We start from the raw sequence: 16,196 nt of genomic DNA on the forward strand, positions 1-16,196 counted from the left end.
CGGTGGACCTATTCCATGGCCCTATTATTAGGGAATATCCCAGAATATCCAAGCAATACTAACTAAGATTAGTACCATAAACTTATAATACGAGGGGTTATACTATGGAAACAACAATAATCAACAGCCAAGGTAAAACAGTCAATTCTAAAATCAGAAAGAAATGGAGTGAGCGTCCAACAAAAACAGATGTCTTTATAGGATTATTCATGATGATCGTCATTGTCTTAACACTCTATCCCTTCCTGCATGTTCTGGCCATTTCGTTGAACAATGCAGTGGACACGGCTCGCGGAGGCTTAACCATTTTTCCTCGAGATTTTACTCTTCAGAACTATAGAGAAATATTCTCTGGGAATAACAACTGGATCATTGCCTTCAGAAATTCAGTCTTACGAACCGTTATTGGCACAATAACAGCTACTTTTTCATGTGCAGTACTGGCGTATATACTGAGCAGAAAAAACTATATCTTAAGAAGACCACTTGGGATTATTCTTGTTCTGACGATGTACGTGAGTGGTGGATTGGTGCCGACTTACTTGATTATCAGAAATGTAGGATTGATGAACTCGTTTATGGTCTATATCATTCCAGCTTTGCTGAATGCATTCAACGTGATTGTCATACGGTCATTCATTGACGGATTGCCTGAAGCGCTGGAAGAATCAGCTAAGATTGATGGGGCCAATGATATCACCATTTTCCTAAAAATTATTATGCCATTGTGTATGCCCGTACTGGCAACAGTTGCTCTGTTTACAGCGGTAGGGCAATGGAATAACTGGTTTGATACTTATCTATACGCAGGATCCAATGTCAATTTAACCACACTACAGTACGAACTGATGCAGATATTAGGCAATGCACAGTCTATGACATCTTCTCAAGTTCATCAATTGAACCAGGCTGAAGGAACGATCATCAGAACGACACCAGAATCAATTAAGATGGCCGCGACTATTATTGTTACCGTACCAATTGTTATAGTTTATCCGTTTTTACAAAAATACTTTGTATCAGGTTTAACTTTAGGAGCAGTAAAAAGCTAAAAAACAGGAGGAAAAAATAAATGTCTATCAAGAAATTAGTGGGACCAGTGGTATTAACAAGTGCTTTGATTTTATCAGCGTGTGGTAATGGAGATGGAGAGACAGCCTCAAATAATTCATCAGATAATAATGACGGATCAAATGATCCCGTTACATTAACTATGTTTCATGCAGATCTTCCTCAGAGTGACGGATTCGATAATGCCGTAGCACAAGAAATCACTGAAAGAACAGGTGTCCAATTGGATATATCATACCCAGTAGGCGGAGATGATCTTGAAGCGATTGCTTTAATGATAGGAAGCGGAGATTTTCCAGATCTTATATTTGGTAAAGGCGGAATCAATCAGCTGATCGATTCTGGTGCAGTTCAACCTTTGGATGATTTGATCGAAGAACGCGGGGACAATCTTAAAGCCATGTACGGAGACCAACTAGATCGTCTGCGTAATAACTTGGATGATCCTCAGATTTACCATGTCGGAACAGGTGGAGTCGAAAACCAGTATCTTGAGACAAGCGGTACAATGATGCTGCAATTAGGAGTTCTTAGAGATTTGGATTACCCGGAAATTAGCACCCTGGAAGAATATGAAGATGCACTCGTTCAGTTCCTGGAAGAGAATCCGACTAACGAAAACGGTGAAGAGTGGATTCCGATGAGTTTATCCGGAAGCGACTGGCGCTGGCTGATAACGGTAGGTAATCCAGCTGGTTTCGTTGCAGGATTCCAAGATGATGGTCAATGGCAAGTGGATGAAGAAACAGGTGAAACAACCTATAAATTCCAGAAAGAAGAATTCAGAGAGTACTTTAAATGGTTAAACGGTATGAATGCGAAAGGATTGCTGGATCCGGAATCATTCACACAAACACACGACACTTATATCTCAAAACTATCGACTGGAAGAGTTTTGGCTATTGCTGATCAGGACTGGAATATAGGTGCGGCAGAAGCGGCACTTCGTTCAGAAAATAATGAGTGGGGATTATGGGCACCATTACCCGTCACTTTAAATGATGACATAGTACCAATGAGTACTAGAGATTATGGATTTACTGGTACAACAGGCATCTCAATCAGTTCAGATTCTGACTATACTGAAGAGGCATTCGACTTCCTGGACTGGATGGCTTCAGAAGAAGCTCAAATACTGGCAAACTGGGGTGTTGAAGGCGTTAACTACGAAATAGTAGATGGAGAACGCGTTCAATTAGATGAAGACAGAGAAAATGCTCAAACGAATACAAATTATGCTTTTGATACTGGTGTTGGACAATACGCGTATCCCTTCCCACAATGGGGTAACGGTGCCGTTGATTCTAACGGTCAGAGCATCACGCGAACAACAGAAGAAGATATCCGCGAGAATTTTGTTGATGCAGAAATCGAAACATTAGATCAGTACGGGGCTAATTTATGGGTTGATTTATTCCCGGCTCCTGAAGATCTGGGCATTCCGAATCACGGTAGAGCCTATGAAATTCCTCTTCCAACAGACAGCCAGGTTAATATCGTTCAGCAGCGAGCAGATGATTACACTACTCAAAAAATAACTGAAGCAATTCTGGCGGATCCGGACAACTTCGATGCAATCTGGGATGAAATGCAGGATCAATTGATATCCTTCGGTGTTGAAGAAGCAAATGAAGAAATGACGGATTTAGTTAACAATAGAATTGAACTATGGGGAGAAGTCGAGTAAGAAAAATGACAGATGAAAAGTGTTCTTGCCTTTCGAGGAAGGGATACTTTTCATCTCTTCTTTTTGAAGAGAATCGAAGGAGCTAAATGATATGGCAATTGTTTGTTTTGATATAGGAGGAACAGATATAAAGTATGCTCTTATATCTGACGAAGGTGAAATACAATCGAGGGGTTCGACTCCCACTGTTCAAACATCAACTGAAGAATTTATCAGTGTTCTAGTCAAAAAAATCAGAAATTATGAGAACAGAACAGCTATTTCGGGCGTTGGCATTAGTATTCCTGGAATTGTTGACAATCGCTCTGGACAAACCATTACTGCAGGAGCTATCTGGCATTTGTACAATAAGAATATTAAAAAATTACTTTCTGAGCATTTCAGTTATCCTATTCACGTAGAAAATGACGCACGCTGTGCATTAGTTGCTGAGATGACGAGTGGGGCTGCTAAAGGGCTTCAGGATGTTGTCCTAATGACTATAGGAACGGGTATAGGAGGAGCGATTGCATTCAACGGCGAAATCATCTACGGAAAAGATTTTAAAACAGGTGAATTCGGCATGATGCGTTTAGATATCGGTCATCACCCAGATGGGACAATGCATGAGTTGGCTTCCACATCTGCTCTGATAAAAAGCTACAAAGAAAAGAAATTCCTGTTTCCTTCAACCCTAGTCGATGCGAAACTGATTATTGATGAAATCAGTTTTGAACGGGAAACAGCCGAGCTTGTTGATGAGTGGATAACATACTTAGCAGCGGGAGTATTCAATATCGCTGCATCATTCAATCCGCAAAAAATTGTTATTGGAGGAGGCATCAGCGCGAATCAGAAACTGCTTCCGATGCTGCTGAAAAAATTGGAGAGCAACCCGCACTGGAATGATTACAAAACAGCTATTGAGACAGCATTTTACAAAAACAATGCCGGATTGATAGGAGCCTATTCATTTTTCACAAGCAGTGAAATGAAAGAAATACAACTATAAAGGAGCCGATTATGTATCACGACAAACTAGAAGCATTTCCAGAAGATTTTCTATGGGGAGCGGCCTCCGCGGCTTATCAGATAGAGGGGGCATTTGACGCTGATGGAAAAGGGCCTTCAATTTGGGACGAATTTACTAAAATCCCCGGAAAGACGTTTGAAGGTACAAATGGAGATGTCGCTATTGATCATTACAACCGTTATAAAGAAGATATCCGACTGATGTCTGAAATGGGGTTAAAAGCTTACCGTTTCTCAGTTTCCTGGTCCCGTATACTTCCGGACGGTGAAGGGAAAGTAAATAAAGAAGGACTGGACTTTTATGAAAACCTTGTAGACGAACTGATTGCTTACAATATCGAACCCGTATTGACTTTATACCACTGGGACCTTCCACTCGCACTACAAGAAAAATACAAGGGATGGGAATCCAGGGAAGTGATTCAGGCATTCAAGCAGTACTGCCAAGTGTTGTATGGACGCTTAGGCAAGAAAGTAACCTATTGGGTCACATTTAATGAACAGAATGTCTTTACAAGCATGGGATACCGCTGGGCGTCTCATCCACCAAACGCCACAGATACTAAGCGTCTGTTTGAAGCCAACCATATTATCAATCTGGCAAATGCTGAAGCTATCAAGCTATTCAGAAAAATGGTCCCTAAGGGGAAAATTGGTCCTAGCTTCGGTTATGGGCCTGTGTATCCTCTATCAGCCAGCCCGGATGATGTATTAGCTTCTGAAAATGCGACTGACTTTAATAACAGCTGGTGGCTTGATGTGTATTGCAAAGGGAAATACCCTACCTTTACATTCAAACAACTTGAGCGAAAAGGTATTGCGCCGACCATCGAATCAGGCGACCTGGAGTTGCTGAAGCAGGCAAAACCTGATTTTCTTGGTATCAATTACTATCATGGTGGAACAGTTGCACAGAACAAAATAGAGAGTAAGTCGATCGAATCATTAAACGATAAAAATTTTTCAGCAACCGATCCTTACTTGATGCAGCCTAAAGAAGAACAGTCCCAAAGTCCGGAAGTTCCAATGTTTCAGTCAAGTGAGAACCCATACTTAAATAAAACAGAGTGGGGTTGGGAAATTGATCCTGTAGGCTTTCGAGTAGCGTTAAGAGAAGTATATGCAAGGTATGATTTGCCTTTATTTGTTACTGAAAATGGGCTGGGTGCAAAAGATATGGTCACTGATGAGGGCACAATTGAAGATGATTACCGCATTGATTACTTGAATCAGCATATCATGGAAATGAAAAAAGCAGTTACCGACGGCGTAGAACTGATTGGGTACTGTGCCTGGTCTTTTACAGATTTGTTGAGCTGGTTGAATGGCTATAAAAAACGCTATGGATTTGTATATGTAGACCGGACGGAGCAGGACGAGAAAGAAATGAGAAGGATACCGAAAAAAAGCTACCACTGGTACAAAGAGTTAATTGCTGATAATGGTGAAAATATTAATTAGAGGTGAAATGATGAAGTATTTAGACGGCGGATGGATGGTCAAAGAAGGATACGAAGTGGATTATCCAGCACATATTTATGCAACAAGACAGACGGACAACAAATTGACACTTTTTGCACCCTTCAGATACATCGGAGACAAAGGGGCAACACTGGACAGTGGGATGTTGACGATCGAACTGACATCACCCCATGAGAACATCATAGGAGTCAAAGTCTACCATCATAAAGGAACAATCAATAAGGGACCTGATTTTGAACTGTCTCATTCTAATCCGGATGTTTCAATAGAGGATGATGATGAGATAGCTGTATTTCAATCAGGTGACCTAAAAGCAATTATCAAAAAAACAGCACCTTACGAAATCACATTTGAGCGAAATGGCAAAGTTCTGACATCAAGTAAACCTAGAGGACAAGCTTATATTCGAGATAATACTTTGAATCAGGCATATATTAGTGAACAACTGTCTTTGGATGTCGATGAAAAGATCTACGGATTAGGTGAACGGTTCACAAATTTTGTCAAAAACGGACAGACAGTCGATATCTGGAATGCTGACGGAGGAACGGGTACTGAACAGGCCTACAAGAACATTCCATTCTACATGAGTAATCGTGAATATGGTGTATTTGTTAACACGCCTCAAAAAGTGAGTTATGAAATAGGCAGCGAGAAAGTGTCACGAGTACAGTTCAGTGTACCGGGTGAGGTTATGGAATACTATATTGTGGCGGGTGACTCAATGAAAAATGTACTCGAAAACTACACCACATTAACAGGAAAACCGACACTACCTCCAGCCTGGTCGTTTGGATTATGGATGAGCACATCCTTTCTGACGGATTATGATGAGGACACCGTCAATCACTTTGTTGATGGAATGATTGAGCGGGATATTCCTCTCGAAGTGTTCCATTTTGATTGTCTATGGATGGAAGAATATGAGTGGGTCAACTTCGAATGGGACAAGCGCATGTTCCCTGAACCAGAAAGAATGCTGACACGCTTAAAAGAAAAAGGGTTGAAGATCTGTGTCTGGATTAATCCGTATGTGGGTCAGAAATCACCTCTATTTGATATCGGCATGGAGAAAGGCTACTTTATCAAACGTCCAAATGGCGAGGTATGGCAATGGGATAAGTGGCAAGCGGGACTTGCTATTATTGACTTTACAAATCCTGAAGCAGTTGAGTGGTATCAGAATCATTTATCACGATTAATGGATATGGGAGTCGATTCATTTAAGACAGATTTTGGCGAACGGATTCCGGTTGATGCTGTCTATTATGACGGATCCGATCCTGAACGAATGCACAATTACTACTCACAGGTTTACAATCAGGTCGTCTTTGATTTATTGGAAGACAAACGCGGTAAACATGAAGCTGTTGTGTTTGCACGTTCTGCAACAGTCGGCGGACAGAAGTTCCCTGTGCATTGGGGTGGGGATAGTACCTCTGATTACCCTTCAATGGCAGAATCTTTAAGAGCTGGGCTCTCATTTGGAATGAGTGGATTCGGTTACTGGAGCCATGATATTGGTGGTTTTGAAGAAGGATCAACGTCAGACTTGTACAAACGGTGGACTCAATTTGGCCTGCTGTCATCACACAGTCGATATCACGGCAGTAAAGAATATAAAGTGCCATGGGTTTATGACGAAGAAGCCGTAGATGTTACCCGAAAATTTACGAAACTGAAATTAAGCTTGATGCCTTATTTGATGAATGAAGCAGTCAAAGCAACTAAAGGAATACCAATGATGCGGTCTATGGTTCTGGAATTTCCTGAAGATTTGTCGTGTCATACATTAGATAGACAATTCATGTTGGGTGAAAACCTGCTTGTCGCTCCGATCTTCAATGACAAAGGAGAGGTGGATTTCTATGTTCCTGAAGGGAAATGGACGAACTATTTGACAAATAAGTCTTATACGGGCGGACGCTGGTATCACGAAACGCATGACTATATGAGTTTACCATTATTGGTCAAACCAAATAGTTTAATCGTAGAAGGATCGGTCAATGACAAAGCAGAATATAACTACGGAGAAAAAGTGACAGTTCATCTCTTCGAACTGTCTGATGGTTCAACAGCAGAAACGTCAATCGTAGACACTAAAGGAAACAGCATTGGACACGTATTAGTCAGTCGACATAATAGTGACTATTCTATTACAGTTGAAAACTTGGAAAATGTACAGATTCTAATGCATAATGTGAAAGACCTGCAGCAAACTGAAGGTGGAGAGCTTGAATCTCATAATCAGGGAACGCTGATAAAACTGACTTCTGATCACGCAACAATCTCAGAATAAGAAAGAAAGGGAGACAATTAATTTTGTTTTCCTTTTTCATACATAGATAAAAGGAATGGTGGGAAAAATAATGAGTAAACCTAAATTCAGTAAGATGCTATATGGTGGAGACTATAATCCGGAGCAGTGGCCTCGGGAGATATGGGAAGAGGATATGCGATTATTTAACAAAGCGCATATCAATTCAGCAACCATCAATGTTTTCTCATGGGCAAAGCTGCAGCCGTCAGAAGAGGCATATGATTTCTCAGAACTGGATGCCATTATGGAGCGGTTAGCTAAAGAAGACATGGAAATCGTCTTAGCCACATCAACAGCAGCACTGCCGGCTTGGATGTGTCGTAAATATCCTGATGTAACGCGAGTAGACTTTGAAGGAAGAAAACATAAATTTGGCCATCGGCACAACCACTGTCCCAATAGCCCTAGTTTTAAGCGTTTCGCCTCAGAACTTGTTCATCGTCTCGCCGAAAGGTACGAAGGTCATCCGAATTTGAAAGTTTGGCATATCTCCAATGAGTACAGCGGAGACTGTTACTGCGAGAATTGTGAACAAGCTTTTCGTTTATGGGTAAAAGATAAGTACAAGACTATCGAAGCAGTGAATGAGGCCTGGAATATGACGTTTTGGGGCCATACTCTCTATGATTTCGATGATATAGTGGCACCAAATTATCTTGGGGATGGCATTCATGATACGGCTGCTGCTTTCGCAGGGTTGTCTGTCGATTATCATCGGTTTAATTCTGATAGCTTGCTGAACAACTTCAAAATGGAACGCGACATTATCCGCTTATACGATAAAGAAACACCGACGACTACCAATTTGATGGGGACGTATAAAGGCTTGGATTATTTCAAATGGGCTAAAGAAATGGATATTGTTTCCTGGGATAACTACCCTAGCTATAATACACCTATAAGTCATACTGCAATGAATCATGATTTAATGCGTGGACTTAAAGATGGACAAAGTTTTATGCTGATGGAACAGACACCAAGCCAACAGAACTGGCAGCCCTACAATGCTTTGAAGCGGCCCGGTAAAATGCGGGTGCAAAGTTACCAGTCAATCGCTCACGGAGCAGATACGATTCAGTTCTTTCAATTGAGACGGTCAAAAGGGGGCGTCGAGAAATTCCATGGCGCAGTCATAGAACATGTCGGTCACGAACACACACGTGTGTTTAAAGAAGTCACTGAACTGGGAAAAGAACTGGAAAGTCTAGAAGATAAACTGATTGGGACTAAAACCAATGCGCGAATTGGTATTATATTTGACTGGGATAATTATTGGGCACTGGAATATACAAGTGGTCCAACAGTAGATTTGAAATATGTGGATCAGATTCAACGCTATTACGATGCATGCTACGCAAGTCAGTTGCCTGTGGACATGATTAAAACAGATTCGAATTTCGAAAATTATGATATTATCATAGCCCCTGTACTGTATATGGTAAAGGAGGGCATCTCAGAAAAATTGGAAGCCTTTGTGAACAAGGGTGGACAGTTTATTACCACATTTATGAGTGGAATAGTAGACGAGAGCGATAATGTTCATCTGGGAGGTTATCCTGGTCCTCTTAAAAATCTATTAGGAATATGGGTTGAAGAAATTGATGCGCTGGCTCCGGGTAGTTGTAATACAATTAAAACAAATGGGTTGTTATTACAGGAAGAAGAATATAAATGCACGATGTTATGTGATATTATTCATACTGAAAAGGCAGAAGTAGTTGGAGAATATGTTTCGGATTTTTATAAAGGAAAACCAGTTATGACTAAAAATACCTTTGGTAAGGGAGAAGCATGGTATATCGGAACAGTCCCAGATCAAGCAGTGCTGAATGATTTAATAGACAAATTAGCAAAGTCAAAGGAGATAAAAGGATTTAGAAATTTGCCTTCTGGTATCGAGATAACTTCAAGAGAAAACAGTGATACAATCTTTTATTTTGTAATGAATCATACAAGTGATCCGGTCACACTAAATAATAAATTTGGAAATGCTAAAGATTTATTGTCAGGACAGGAATGGTCAGAATCAATTAATCTGAGTCCATACGATGTAAAGATTTATGAAGTAAGTAAATAAAAAGAAGCCCTTTGAATACGGACGGTTATAACCAGCTGTCCATAATCAAAGGGGTTTTTTTATATCTTTTCCAAAATCTCTTTAGCAGCAGCCAAGTTCATATGTGGGGCTTCTTTAAGCAAATCCGCGACTTGCTGAACCTGTTTGCCTTTCGCTCCTGCACTAATGGCCAGGGAGCGGGCATGGAGTCCCATATGGCCTTTTTGAATACCTTCAGTGACCAAAGCTCTGACAGCCGCAAAGTTCTGAGCCAGTCCGACGGATACAAGGATGCCTTCCAATTCTTTTGCTGAAGGCTGGCCCAAAATAGAATGGGCGAGTTTCGCACCAGGATGGATAGAAATAGCGCCACCGACTGTTCCAATGGGAAGCGGCAAGGTCAGTGAACCTACTAAGTCGCCATTCTCGTTTTTATCCCATGTGGTTAAGGAGCGGTATTGTCCAGTTCTGCTGGCATAGGCATGTGAGCTGGCTTCCACTGCACGCCAGTCATTACCAGTGGCTGCAACGACCGCGTCGACACCGTTCATGATGCCTTTATTATGCGTGACTGCACGGTACGGATCGATCGCCGCGACTTGAGTGGCTTCAATAATCCGGTCTCTGACTTCTTCACCGGAAAAGCGTCCTGTCTTCAGTGTATGAGAAGCAATCACACAGTGGGCAGTCGCCAGGCTTTCAGTCGCATAATTAGACAGGATACGAAGTAAGGCGGTTCCACCGGTCAGTTCTTCTATATAAGGGGCGATACCTTCCATCATCGTATTAATGATGTTGGCTCCCATAGCCTCTTTTGTATCCACGTGCAAGTGTACAGATAAGAAGGAAGGAAGACTCGGGTTGTCCAGCTCGCCCAGGATACGGACTTCCAGATCTTTAGCACCTCCGCCTCTTTTGAAAATAGAGGGATGTGCCTCATTGGCGCGATCCAGAATCGATCGTTTAGCCCGTTTAATGGTTTCTCTTGCGGCTAGTTTATCGGAAACATCTTTCAATGTAATCTGACCAATCATCTGGCGTTTAGGGATGTCCGTTGTAAACCCACCAGATGAGCCGATCAATTTGGCTGCGAAACTTGATGCCGCGATGACGGAAGGTTCTTCAATAGCCATCGGAATAACTTTTTCTTCCCCATTGATGATAAAATTCAGCGCTACACCAAAAGGCAGAGAATAGTTACCAAGGTAATTCTCGATCATGTTATCGCCTGTTTCAGCGTTCAAATCAAGCGACTCGTTCATTAAGACTGACTGTTCATCTCCAGAAATAACCCCAGCCTCAACCAATGCTGTGATCTTATCCTGATGATTTTTTTTGTAAAATTTAGTTAGCTTACTCGTATCCATTGTATCGATTCCTTCCCGAATTCTCTCTTATCCATTATGACCGATTTTAAGATAAAAGAAAAGCAAGGGGTGTGTTGTAAAATGAATTGCAACACTCAGTAATTTCTGAAAATACAAAAAGACATGAAGATTCGTTATACTTAAATCACCACAAAATAAGCAAAGGAGAATCTTCATGTCCACAGGTAATTATAACACAAATCAGACTCGATCATTTACTCATTTAGATTTTAAAGAAAGACAGCTGATAGAAAAATGGTTAAATGAAGATGTTAATAAAGCAGAGATAGGCAGACGCCTTGGGCGTAACCGTTCCACAATTCATAGAGAAATCAATCGAGGAAAAGTAGAACAAATAAAACAGATCAATGGCTATAATAAGAAAGTCACTGTGTACTATTCAGATTCCGGTCAATCTATTTATGAAAAACGACGAGCAAAGAGTGTCCGCAAAAAGATTGTTTCTTTCTCGAGCGCTTTCTTCTCTGCGCTGGAAGATGCCTTCACAAAAGGGTGGTTTAAAGGGAAACAGCGTCTCTACAACATAAAGACATTCATAGCTCTTTATAGAAAAAAGCATCCTGTAGAGAATATACCAACGTTTAAAACCGTCTATTCTTATATACGTCAAGGTCTTTTGTCTATCAAACCACATGACTTACCTGTCATGTATCGTCTGAAACCAAGAAAAAACCAACATAGTAACCCTAAGGGCAAAAACAAAAGAATCCTAGGTACCAGTATCACCGATCGTCCAGAGGACGTATTACCAAGAGAAACATTTGGACACTGGGAAGCTGATCTGGTTAAAGGGAAGAAAACGAAAAATGAACCGGCAATCATTACCTTGGTGGAGAGAAAAACACGCTATGCCATTACTAAGAAAATCAGCGACTATAAAAGTCAAACGGTTAAAAATGCCTTTGAAGAGATTCTAGCAGATAACCCTAACCTATTTGCTTCAATAACTTTTGATAATGGTTCTGAATTCTCCTTAATGTCTGAACTCAATACAGACGTATATTTTTGTCATGCCTACGCATCCTGGGAACGGGGCTCAAACGAAAACTTCAATAAACTGTTGAGGGAATTCATCCCTAAAGGAAAATCCATCCATCTTTTTTCAGAAATGGATATCGATCAAGCCGCTCAGGCAATCAATAAAAGGATTAGAGAAGTGATAGGGCTACGTTCATCAGAAGAGTATTTTCAACAATGCAGTATTTAAAATTTTTCTTCCCCTAGGGGAAGAAGTAAAGAGATTTAAGTTCATCGAATCATGTAACAGAAAGTGTTGCATTTAACTTTACAACTCAAGAAGAAAAGCAAGGACTGTTCCCACTTTGAAAAAGGTTTACAAGCGACCGTAAATCTTGTATACTCATATAGGAATAACCCATTACGGTTCCTTAGCTCAGTTGGGAGAGCACTACCTCGACAAGGTAGGGGTCGCTGGTTCGAGCCCAGTAGGGACCATACATTATATATGTTTGAGCCTTCAAAACGTTGGTATGATGGGAATCTTACAACGTTTCGAGGCTCTTTTTTTGAAAAATTAGTAAGAACTGTTGCATACAAACAAATGTTCGCTTAAAAAAACTAAACTTCCAGCTTCTTATCTTGCCTACATTTGCATACATAACCTTGAGAGTATCGTTCATTGGTACTCTCTTTTTTTGTGCCTCCATACAATGTTGTGAGGGCGATTCTACGGCTTTTTCAGATTGATACATGGATGATTATACTTAGAAGCCTACGTGTTGAGCGAATATATCAGCGGTTTTCTCTTTTGCTTCTTCAGTCACATGAGTATAGATATTCATAGTAACCTCATAAGAAGAATGGCCTAAACGCTCTTGAACATCTTTGATACCAGCTCCAGCTTCAAACAGTATAGAACAATGTGTGTGTCTTAATTCGTGTGGAGTGATTCGCTTCAAAGAGTGTTTCTCGATTATCTTATTCATGAATGAACCAACGCTGGAGTGTTGAATGTACTCATTATCAAAGGTGGTAAAGACAACTTGAGCTGGTGTATTCGTGTTCATACCTAGCTTTAAATAGTCTAAGCGTTGAGTTTTTCTCCAGTCCTTTATTGTATCAATGGTAATTGGATCTAAAGAAATGGTACGTTCTCCAGCAGTTGTTTTTGTACTTTGAACAATCAGCGTGTTGTCCTTGCCTCTAGCCAGCGTTTTATTGATGGTGACTGTATTGGCCTCAAAATTGAAGTCTTGCCATGTGAGAGCCAGTGCTTCACCTTTACGCATACCAGAGAAGGCCAGCAAGCGAAAGAATGGAAACCAGCGAGGGTTATTATCTTCTTTGACACATTCTAGGAATCGTTTCAATTCATCTTTTGAATAGAAATTGATTTCACGTTTATTGTCATTCTTCATTTTAGGAACATGAACACGTTCCATAGGATTGTTTCTGATTTTGTCTAAGGTGATTGCATAGTCAAAGATTCGCTTACAGTGGTTCTTCATGACTTTAGCTTTTGAGATACGTTCAGACCACTTGAATACAGCTTCCTGACAATGTGTAGGAGTAATGGCTTGTATTCTTAAATGGCCTAACTCCTTGAGAATGTGGTTATCGAATAGCTCTCTAGTTTTAACAGCGGTACTTTCTCGAACATCCTCTTTATAGATCACGTTGAACCATAACTCATAAATCTCTTCAAAGGTTTCATAAGTCGGCTTTTGATAGCCAGATTCTTCATGTAAGGCCTTTAACCTCATGGCCTCTTTACGAGCTTCACTTTTAGAAGTAAATCCACTTCTACCAACTCGAATTGACTTGCCAGCTTTATCTACACCTAAATAAGATTGAAATTTATAATAAGTGTTTCCATCTTTCTTTTTATAACTTTTAATTTGTAACATTGATATTCTCTCCCTTTAGCACACCGCTGGGCTGGGGTATGTAAGGGTTAAATATTAATTGATGTATCAGTTTTTTCAACTGGTTTATAATCGTCATTCATATCTACAAGTGTATTTCTAAGGTTATTATTCAATGAGATAACTTTTTCCAAACCTTTTTCATCAATGTTGAATAAGGATTTCTTGACGAGCGTTTCAAAGGTATTTATTTTTCGTTCATTAATATCAGTCATTTCACCGAAATATGAAATCAAATTATAGTTTTGATTGGTAGAGCGAGCTAACATATTTAATGCAGATTCTAACTGCATTTTTAAAACCTTCTTATTAACCTCAACCTGAACAGTAAAAAGGTATTCTCTTATAAAAGATTCAGGTATTTCTTTACCGTTGCTTATAGATTTAATTGATTGAATATCTTCAGCAGACTTTTTATCGATTGTAAGGTTCTGTTTAGTTACGTTCTTAGTGTCACTGAAGTTTTCCGAAATATACTCTTCAACACTATTTTTAATTCTAGAAACCTCTCTAACAGAATAAATTTCTTTAAAATGATGGAGGTATAGTCTGTAAAGGTACAGTCCATATTCTGATAGATAACTATATAAATCTTCTTTATCTGAATCTTCTTTAGACAAACTACTTTGATCATAACCAGCGGACTTCATCAGCATATCATAGAATGTTGATTCTTCATGTTTATCATTGCCAGATAATCCAATAGCGATATTCTTAATCAACTCGGGTTTAGGTGGATTTCTCTTTTCGTTCTCCAGTTGAGATAGGTATGAATTAGATGTGTTCGCTCTCTTAGCTAACTCTACCAGAGTGAGTTTTTTCATTTTCCTTAACTCTCTTAAAGTAACGGAGAATGGCTTGTTTTCTTCCACTAATCATTAACCTCCTTTTTATTCTTTAATTTCATATTACACCAATTAACTTATGATTACAACAAATGTTAATCAAAAGATTTACAAATAGTAAATAAATATCTTGCAAAAGTTAAACAAGTGTGCGATACTATGATTAGATAAAAAATAAATCATGAGGAGGTGTCAAGATGGCTACGTTGAAAATTAAAGATTCGAACCAGATTTACAGGGATTTATCTCTCAATGGTTATAGTTTGAAATCGTTGAGCAAGAAAGTAGATGTGACTGAACAATATCTTTCATCTGTTTTTAAAGGCAAAAGAAGTCCTTCCCCTTTGTTAGCAAAGAGAATATCTAGTGAATTGAATAAAGAAATAAGAGATTATTTTTTTGCTGAAGAATCTTGCAAAAGTTAAACATTAAAGGAGGTGAACTAATATGGCAAAACTAAGTTTAGATCTATCAAGCGACTTAGAGGAAGAGTTGAAAATCCTCTTTAAGCGTTCAGCACAAGAAGTTTTTCACGAGATGAGTAAGCAAGAATTGAACTCAAAATCATACTTTAACTTAACTGAAGCCACTCAATGGCTAGGAATCAGTTATAACACTTTGGGGATGTGGATTTCAGACTATGATTTACCAGTAGTAAGAATAGCTGGGAAGAAATTTATCTCTAAAGAGAGCTTAATATCTTTTATGCAAGACCACGAAAAATAAAAAAATACACCGCTGGGCAAAGCGTGTTTTTAAGGGTATAACTGCAACAAAATTGCTAATTTTTAAAGCAATTGAATAAGAAAGATTGATGTAAAGGGATTTCGTACAATATGTGTGGTGCTAGGCAAGTTAGACACATGACTATTTTTAGGGAACTGGAGGTATGCAATTGATAAAAGAACAGCTGATAGGATTGAAGAGAATCCATGAAGCAAAGAATCAGATGGCAAAGAATGAGATCCAACATGAATTATCTTCACTGCTGGTGTCACTCTCATATCTTGAAGCCACTAAGCGAGATTTTACAGATGATTGGATTGTGTTTGATGGAGAAGAATATGAACTCCAGTACAGATATGTAATTAACAGGATTCAGAAACTTCAGGAAAGAATTGAAAGGAGTGAATTGAATGTATGTAGTGATGATAGTAGCGGTTATGTTTTTCATTATCGGAATCATGGCCAGTGAGTATTTTAGAATTGCTTATCAGGAAGTATTGAATACTTTAAAGGAGATGGAATCATGAGAGATGAAGAAAAAGCACGTATCATACTTGAACACCTTGATGAGTACATTCAAGTAAATTGGAATTTCAAAGAGTACTATCTAAAGGGAATCCGTAAAGGCTTGAGGGAAATTGATGAAAGAGAGCAAAAAAATAAACTCTCCAGCGGAAACTGAAGAGCTAAAAGGAATACGTTTGAAACGTGAGATAGTACCTAGA

Annotated in this window: 14 protein-coding genes and 1 tRNA gene; 12 read left to right on the forward strand and 3 right to left on the reverse strand. The window is 39.5% G+C overall.

The genetic code is table 11. The annotated features are described in order from the left end of the window. Nucleotides 1–104: 104 nt before the first annotated feature. The 6 genes from CLV38_RS09280 to CLV38_RS09305 all read left to right on the forward strand — a co-directional run bounded on the left by CLV38_RS09280 (nucleotide 105) and on the right by CLV38_RS09305 (nucleotide 9,648). Complete coding sequence (locus CLV38_RS09280; RefSeq protein WP_106194565.1) at nucleotides 105–1,052, forward strand: carbohydrate ABC transporter permease; 948 nt, start codon at nucleotides 105–107, stop codon at nucleotides 1,050–1,052. Nucleotides 1,053–1,072: 20 nt separating this feature from the next. Continuing rightward, nucleotides 1,073–2,758 (forward strand): ABC transporter substrate-binding protein, encoded by a 1,686-nt coding sequence (locus tag CLV38_RS09285; RefSeq protein ID WP_106194568.1) that lies wholly within the window; start codon nucleotides 1,073–1,075, stop codon nucleotides 2,756–2,758. A 91-nt stretch (nucleotides 2,759–2,849) separates the two neighbouring features. Continuing rightward, nucleotides 2,850–3,749, forward strand: coding sequence for an ROK family protein (locus CLV38_RS09290; protein ID WP_106194571.1), 900 nt, complete (start codon nucleotides 2,850–2,852; stop codon nucleotides 3,747–3,749). Nucleotides 3,750–3,760: 11 nt separating this feature from the next. Next, on the forward strand, nucleotides 3,761–5,230 hold the full coding sequence (locus CLV38_RS09295) for a glycoside hydrolase family 1 protein (protein ID WP_106194574.1): 1,470 nt from the start codon (nucleotides 3,761–3,763) through the stop codon (nucleotides 5,228–5,230). 10 nt (nucleotides 5,231–5,240) lie between these two features. Next, nucleotides 5,241–7,550, forward strand: a complete 2,310-nt coding sequence (gene yicI, locus CLV38_RS09300) for an alpha-xylosidase (protein WP_106194710.1) — start codon at nucleotides 5,241–5,243, stop codon at nucleotides 7,548–7,550. Between the two features lie 70 nt (nucleotides 7,551–7,620). Beyond that, on the forward strand, nucleotides 7,621–9,648 hold the full coding sequence (locus CLV38_RS09305; protein ID WP_106194577.1) for a beta-galactosidase: 2,028 nt from the start codon (nucleotides 7,621–7,623) through the stop codon (nucleotides 9,646–9,648). A gap of 59 nt (nucleotides 9,649–9,707) precedes the next feature. Here the strand turns inward: CLV38_RS09305 and CLV38_RS09310 are convergent, their stop codons facing one another. After that, nucleotides 9,708–10,994: a hydroxymethylglutaryl-CoA reductase, degradative gene (locus tag CLV38_RS09310; protein ID WP_106194580.1), complete on the reverse strand. Its 1,287-nt coding sequence runs from the start codon at nucleotides 10,992–10,994 to the stop codon at nucleotides 9,708–9,710. Nucleotides 10,995–11,169: 175 nt separating this feature from the next. Here CLV38_RS09310 and CLV38_RS09315 point away from each other — a divergent pair, with 175 nt between their 5' ends. Continuing rightward, nucleotides 11,170–12,222 (forward strand): IS30 family transposase, encoded by a 1,053-nt coding sequence (locus CLV38_RS09315; RefSeq protein WP_106194584.1) that lies wholly within the window; start codon nucleotides 11,170–11,172, stop codon nucleotides 12,220–12,222. A gap of 175 nt (nucleotides 12,223–12,397) precedes the next feature. Next, nucleotides 12,398–12,470: transfer RNA gene (locus CLV38_RS09320), tRNA-Val, on the forward strand. 269 nt (nucleotides 12,471–12,739) lie between these two features. Here the strand turns inward: CLV38_RS09320 and CLV38_RS09325 are convergent. Together CLV38_RS09325 and CLV38_RS09330 are read right to left on the reverse strand one after the other, a co-directional pair. Then, nucleotides 12,740–13,882, reverse strand: a complete 1,143-nt coding sequence (locus tag CLV38_RS09325; RefSeq protein WP_106194586.1) for a tyrosine-type recombinase/integrase — start codon at nucleotides 13,880–13,882, stop codon at nucleotides 12,740–12,742. 47 nt (nucleotides 13,883–13,929) lie between these two features. Beyond that, nucleotides 13,930–14,772, reverse strand: coding sequence for a helix-turn-helix domain-containing protein (locus CLV38_RS09330; protein ID WP_106194588.1), 843 nt, complete (start codon nucleotides 14,770–14,772; stop codon nucleotides 13,930–13,932). 170 nt (nucleotides 14,773–14,942) lie between these two features. Between CLV38_RS09330 and CLV38_RS09335 the strand changes: the two genes are divergently transcribed. The 4 genes from CLV38_RS09335 (at nucleotide 14,943) to CLV38_RS13750 (ending at nucleotide 16,153) form a co-directional block, all read left to right on the forward strand. Then, a complete protein-coding gene (locus CLV38_RS09335) occupies nucleotides 14,943–15,170 on the forward strand; it encodes a helix-turn-helix transcriptional regulator (RefSeq protein ID WP_106194592.1) in 228 nt (75 codons plus the stop codon). A gap of 22 nt (nucleotides 15,171–15,192) precedes the next feature. Next, nucleotides 15,193–15,471: a helix-turn-helix domain-containing protein gene (locus tag CLV38_RS09340; protein WP_106194595.1), complete on the forward strand. Its 279-nt coding sequence runs from the start codon at nucleotides 15,193–15,195 to the stop codon at nucleotides 15,469–15,471. Between the two features lie 169 nt (nucleotides 15,472–15,640). Then, complete coding sequence (locus CLV38_RS09345; protein ID WP_106194598.1) at nucleotides 15,641–15,940, forward strand: hypothetical protein; 300 nt, start codon at nucleotides 15,641–15,643, stop codon at nucleotides 15,938–15,940. Between the two features lie 54 nt (nucleotides 15,941–15,994). Then, the gene (locus CLV38_RS13750) at nucleotides 15,995–16,153 is read left to right on the forward strand and encodes a hypothetical protein (RefSeq protein ID WP_170068865.1); all 159 of its coding nucleotides are present in this window, start codon (nucleotides 15,995–15,997) and stop codon (nucleotides 16,151–16,153) included. The last annotated feature ends 43 nt before the right edge of the window (nucleotides 16,154–16,196 follow it).

The organism is Alkalibacterium olivapovliticus, assembly GCF_003003275.1.
GTDB classification, from domain to species: Bacteria; Bacillota; Bacilli; order Lactobacillales; family Carnobacteriaceae_A; genus Alkalibacterium; species Alkalibacterium olivapovliticum.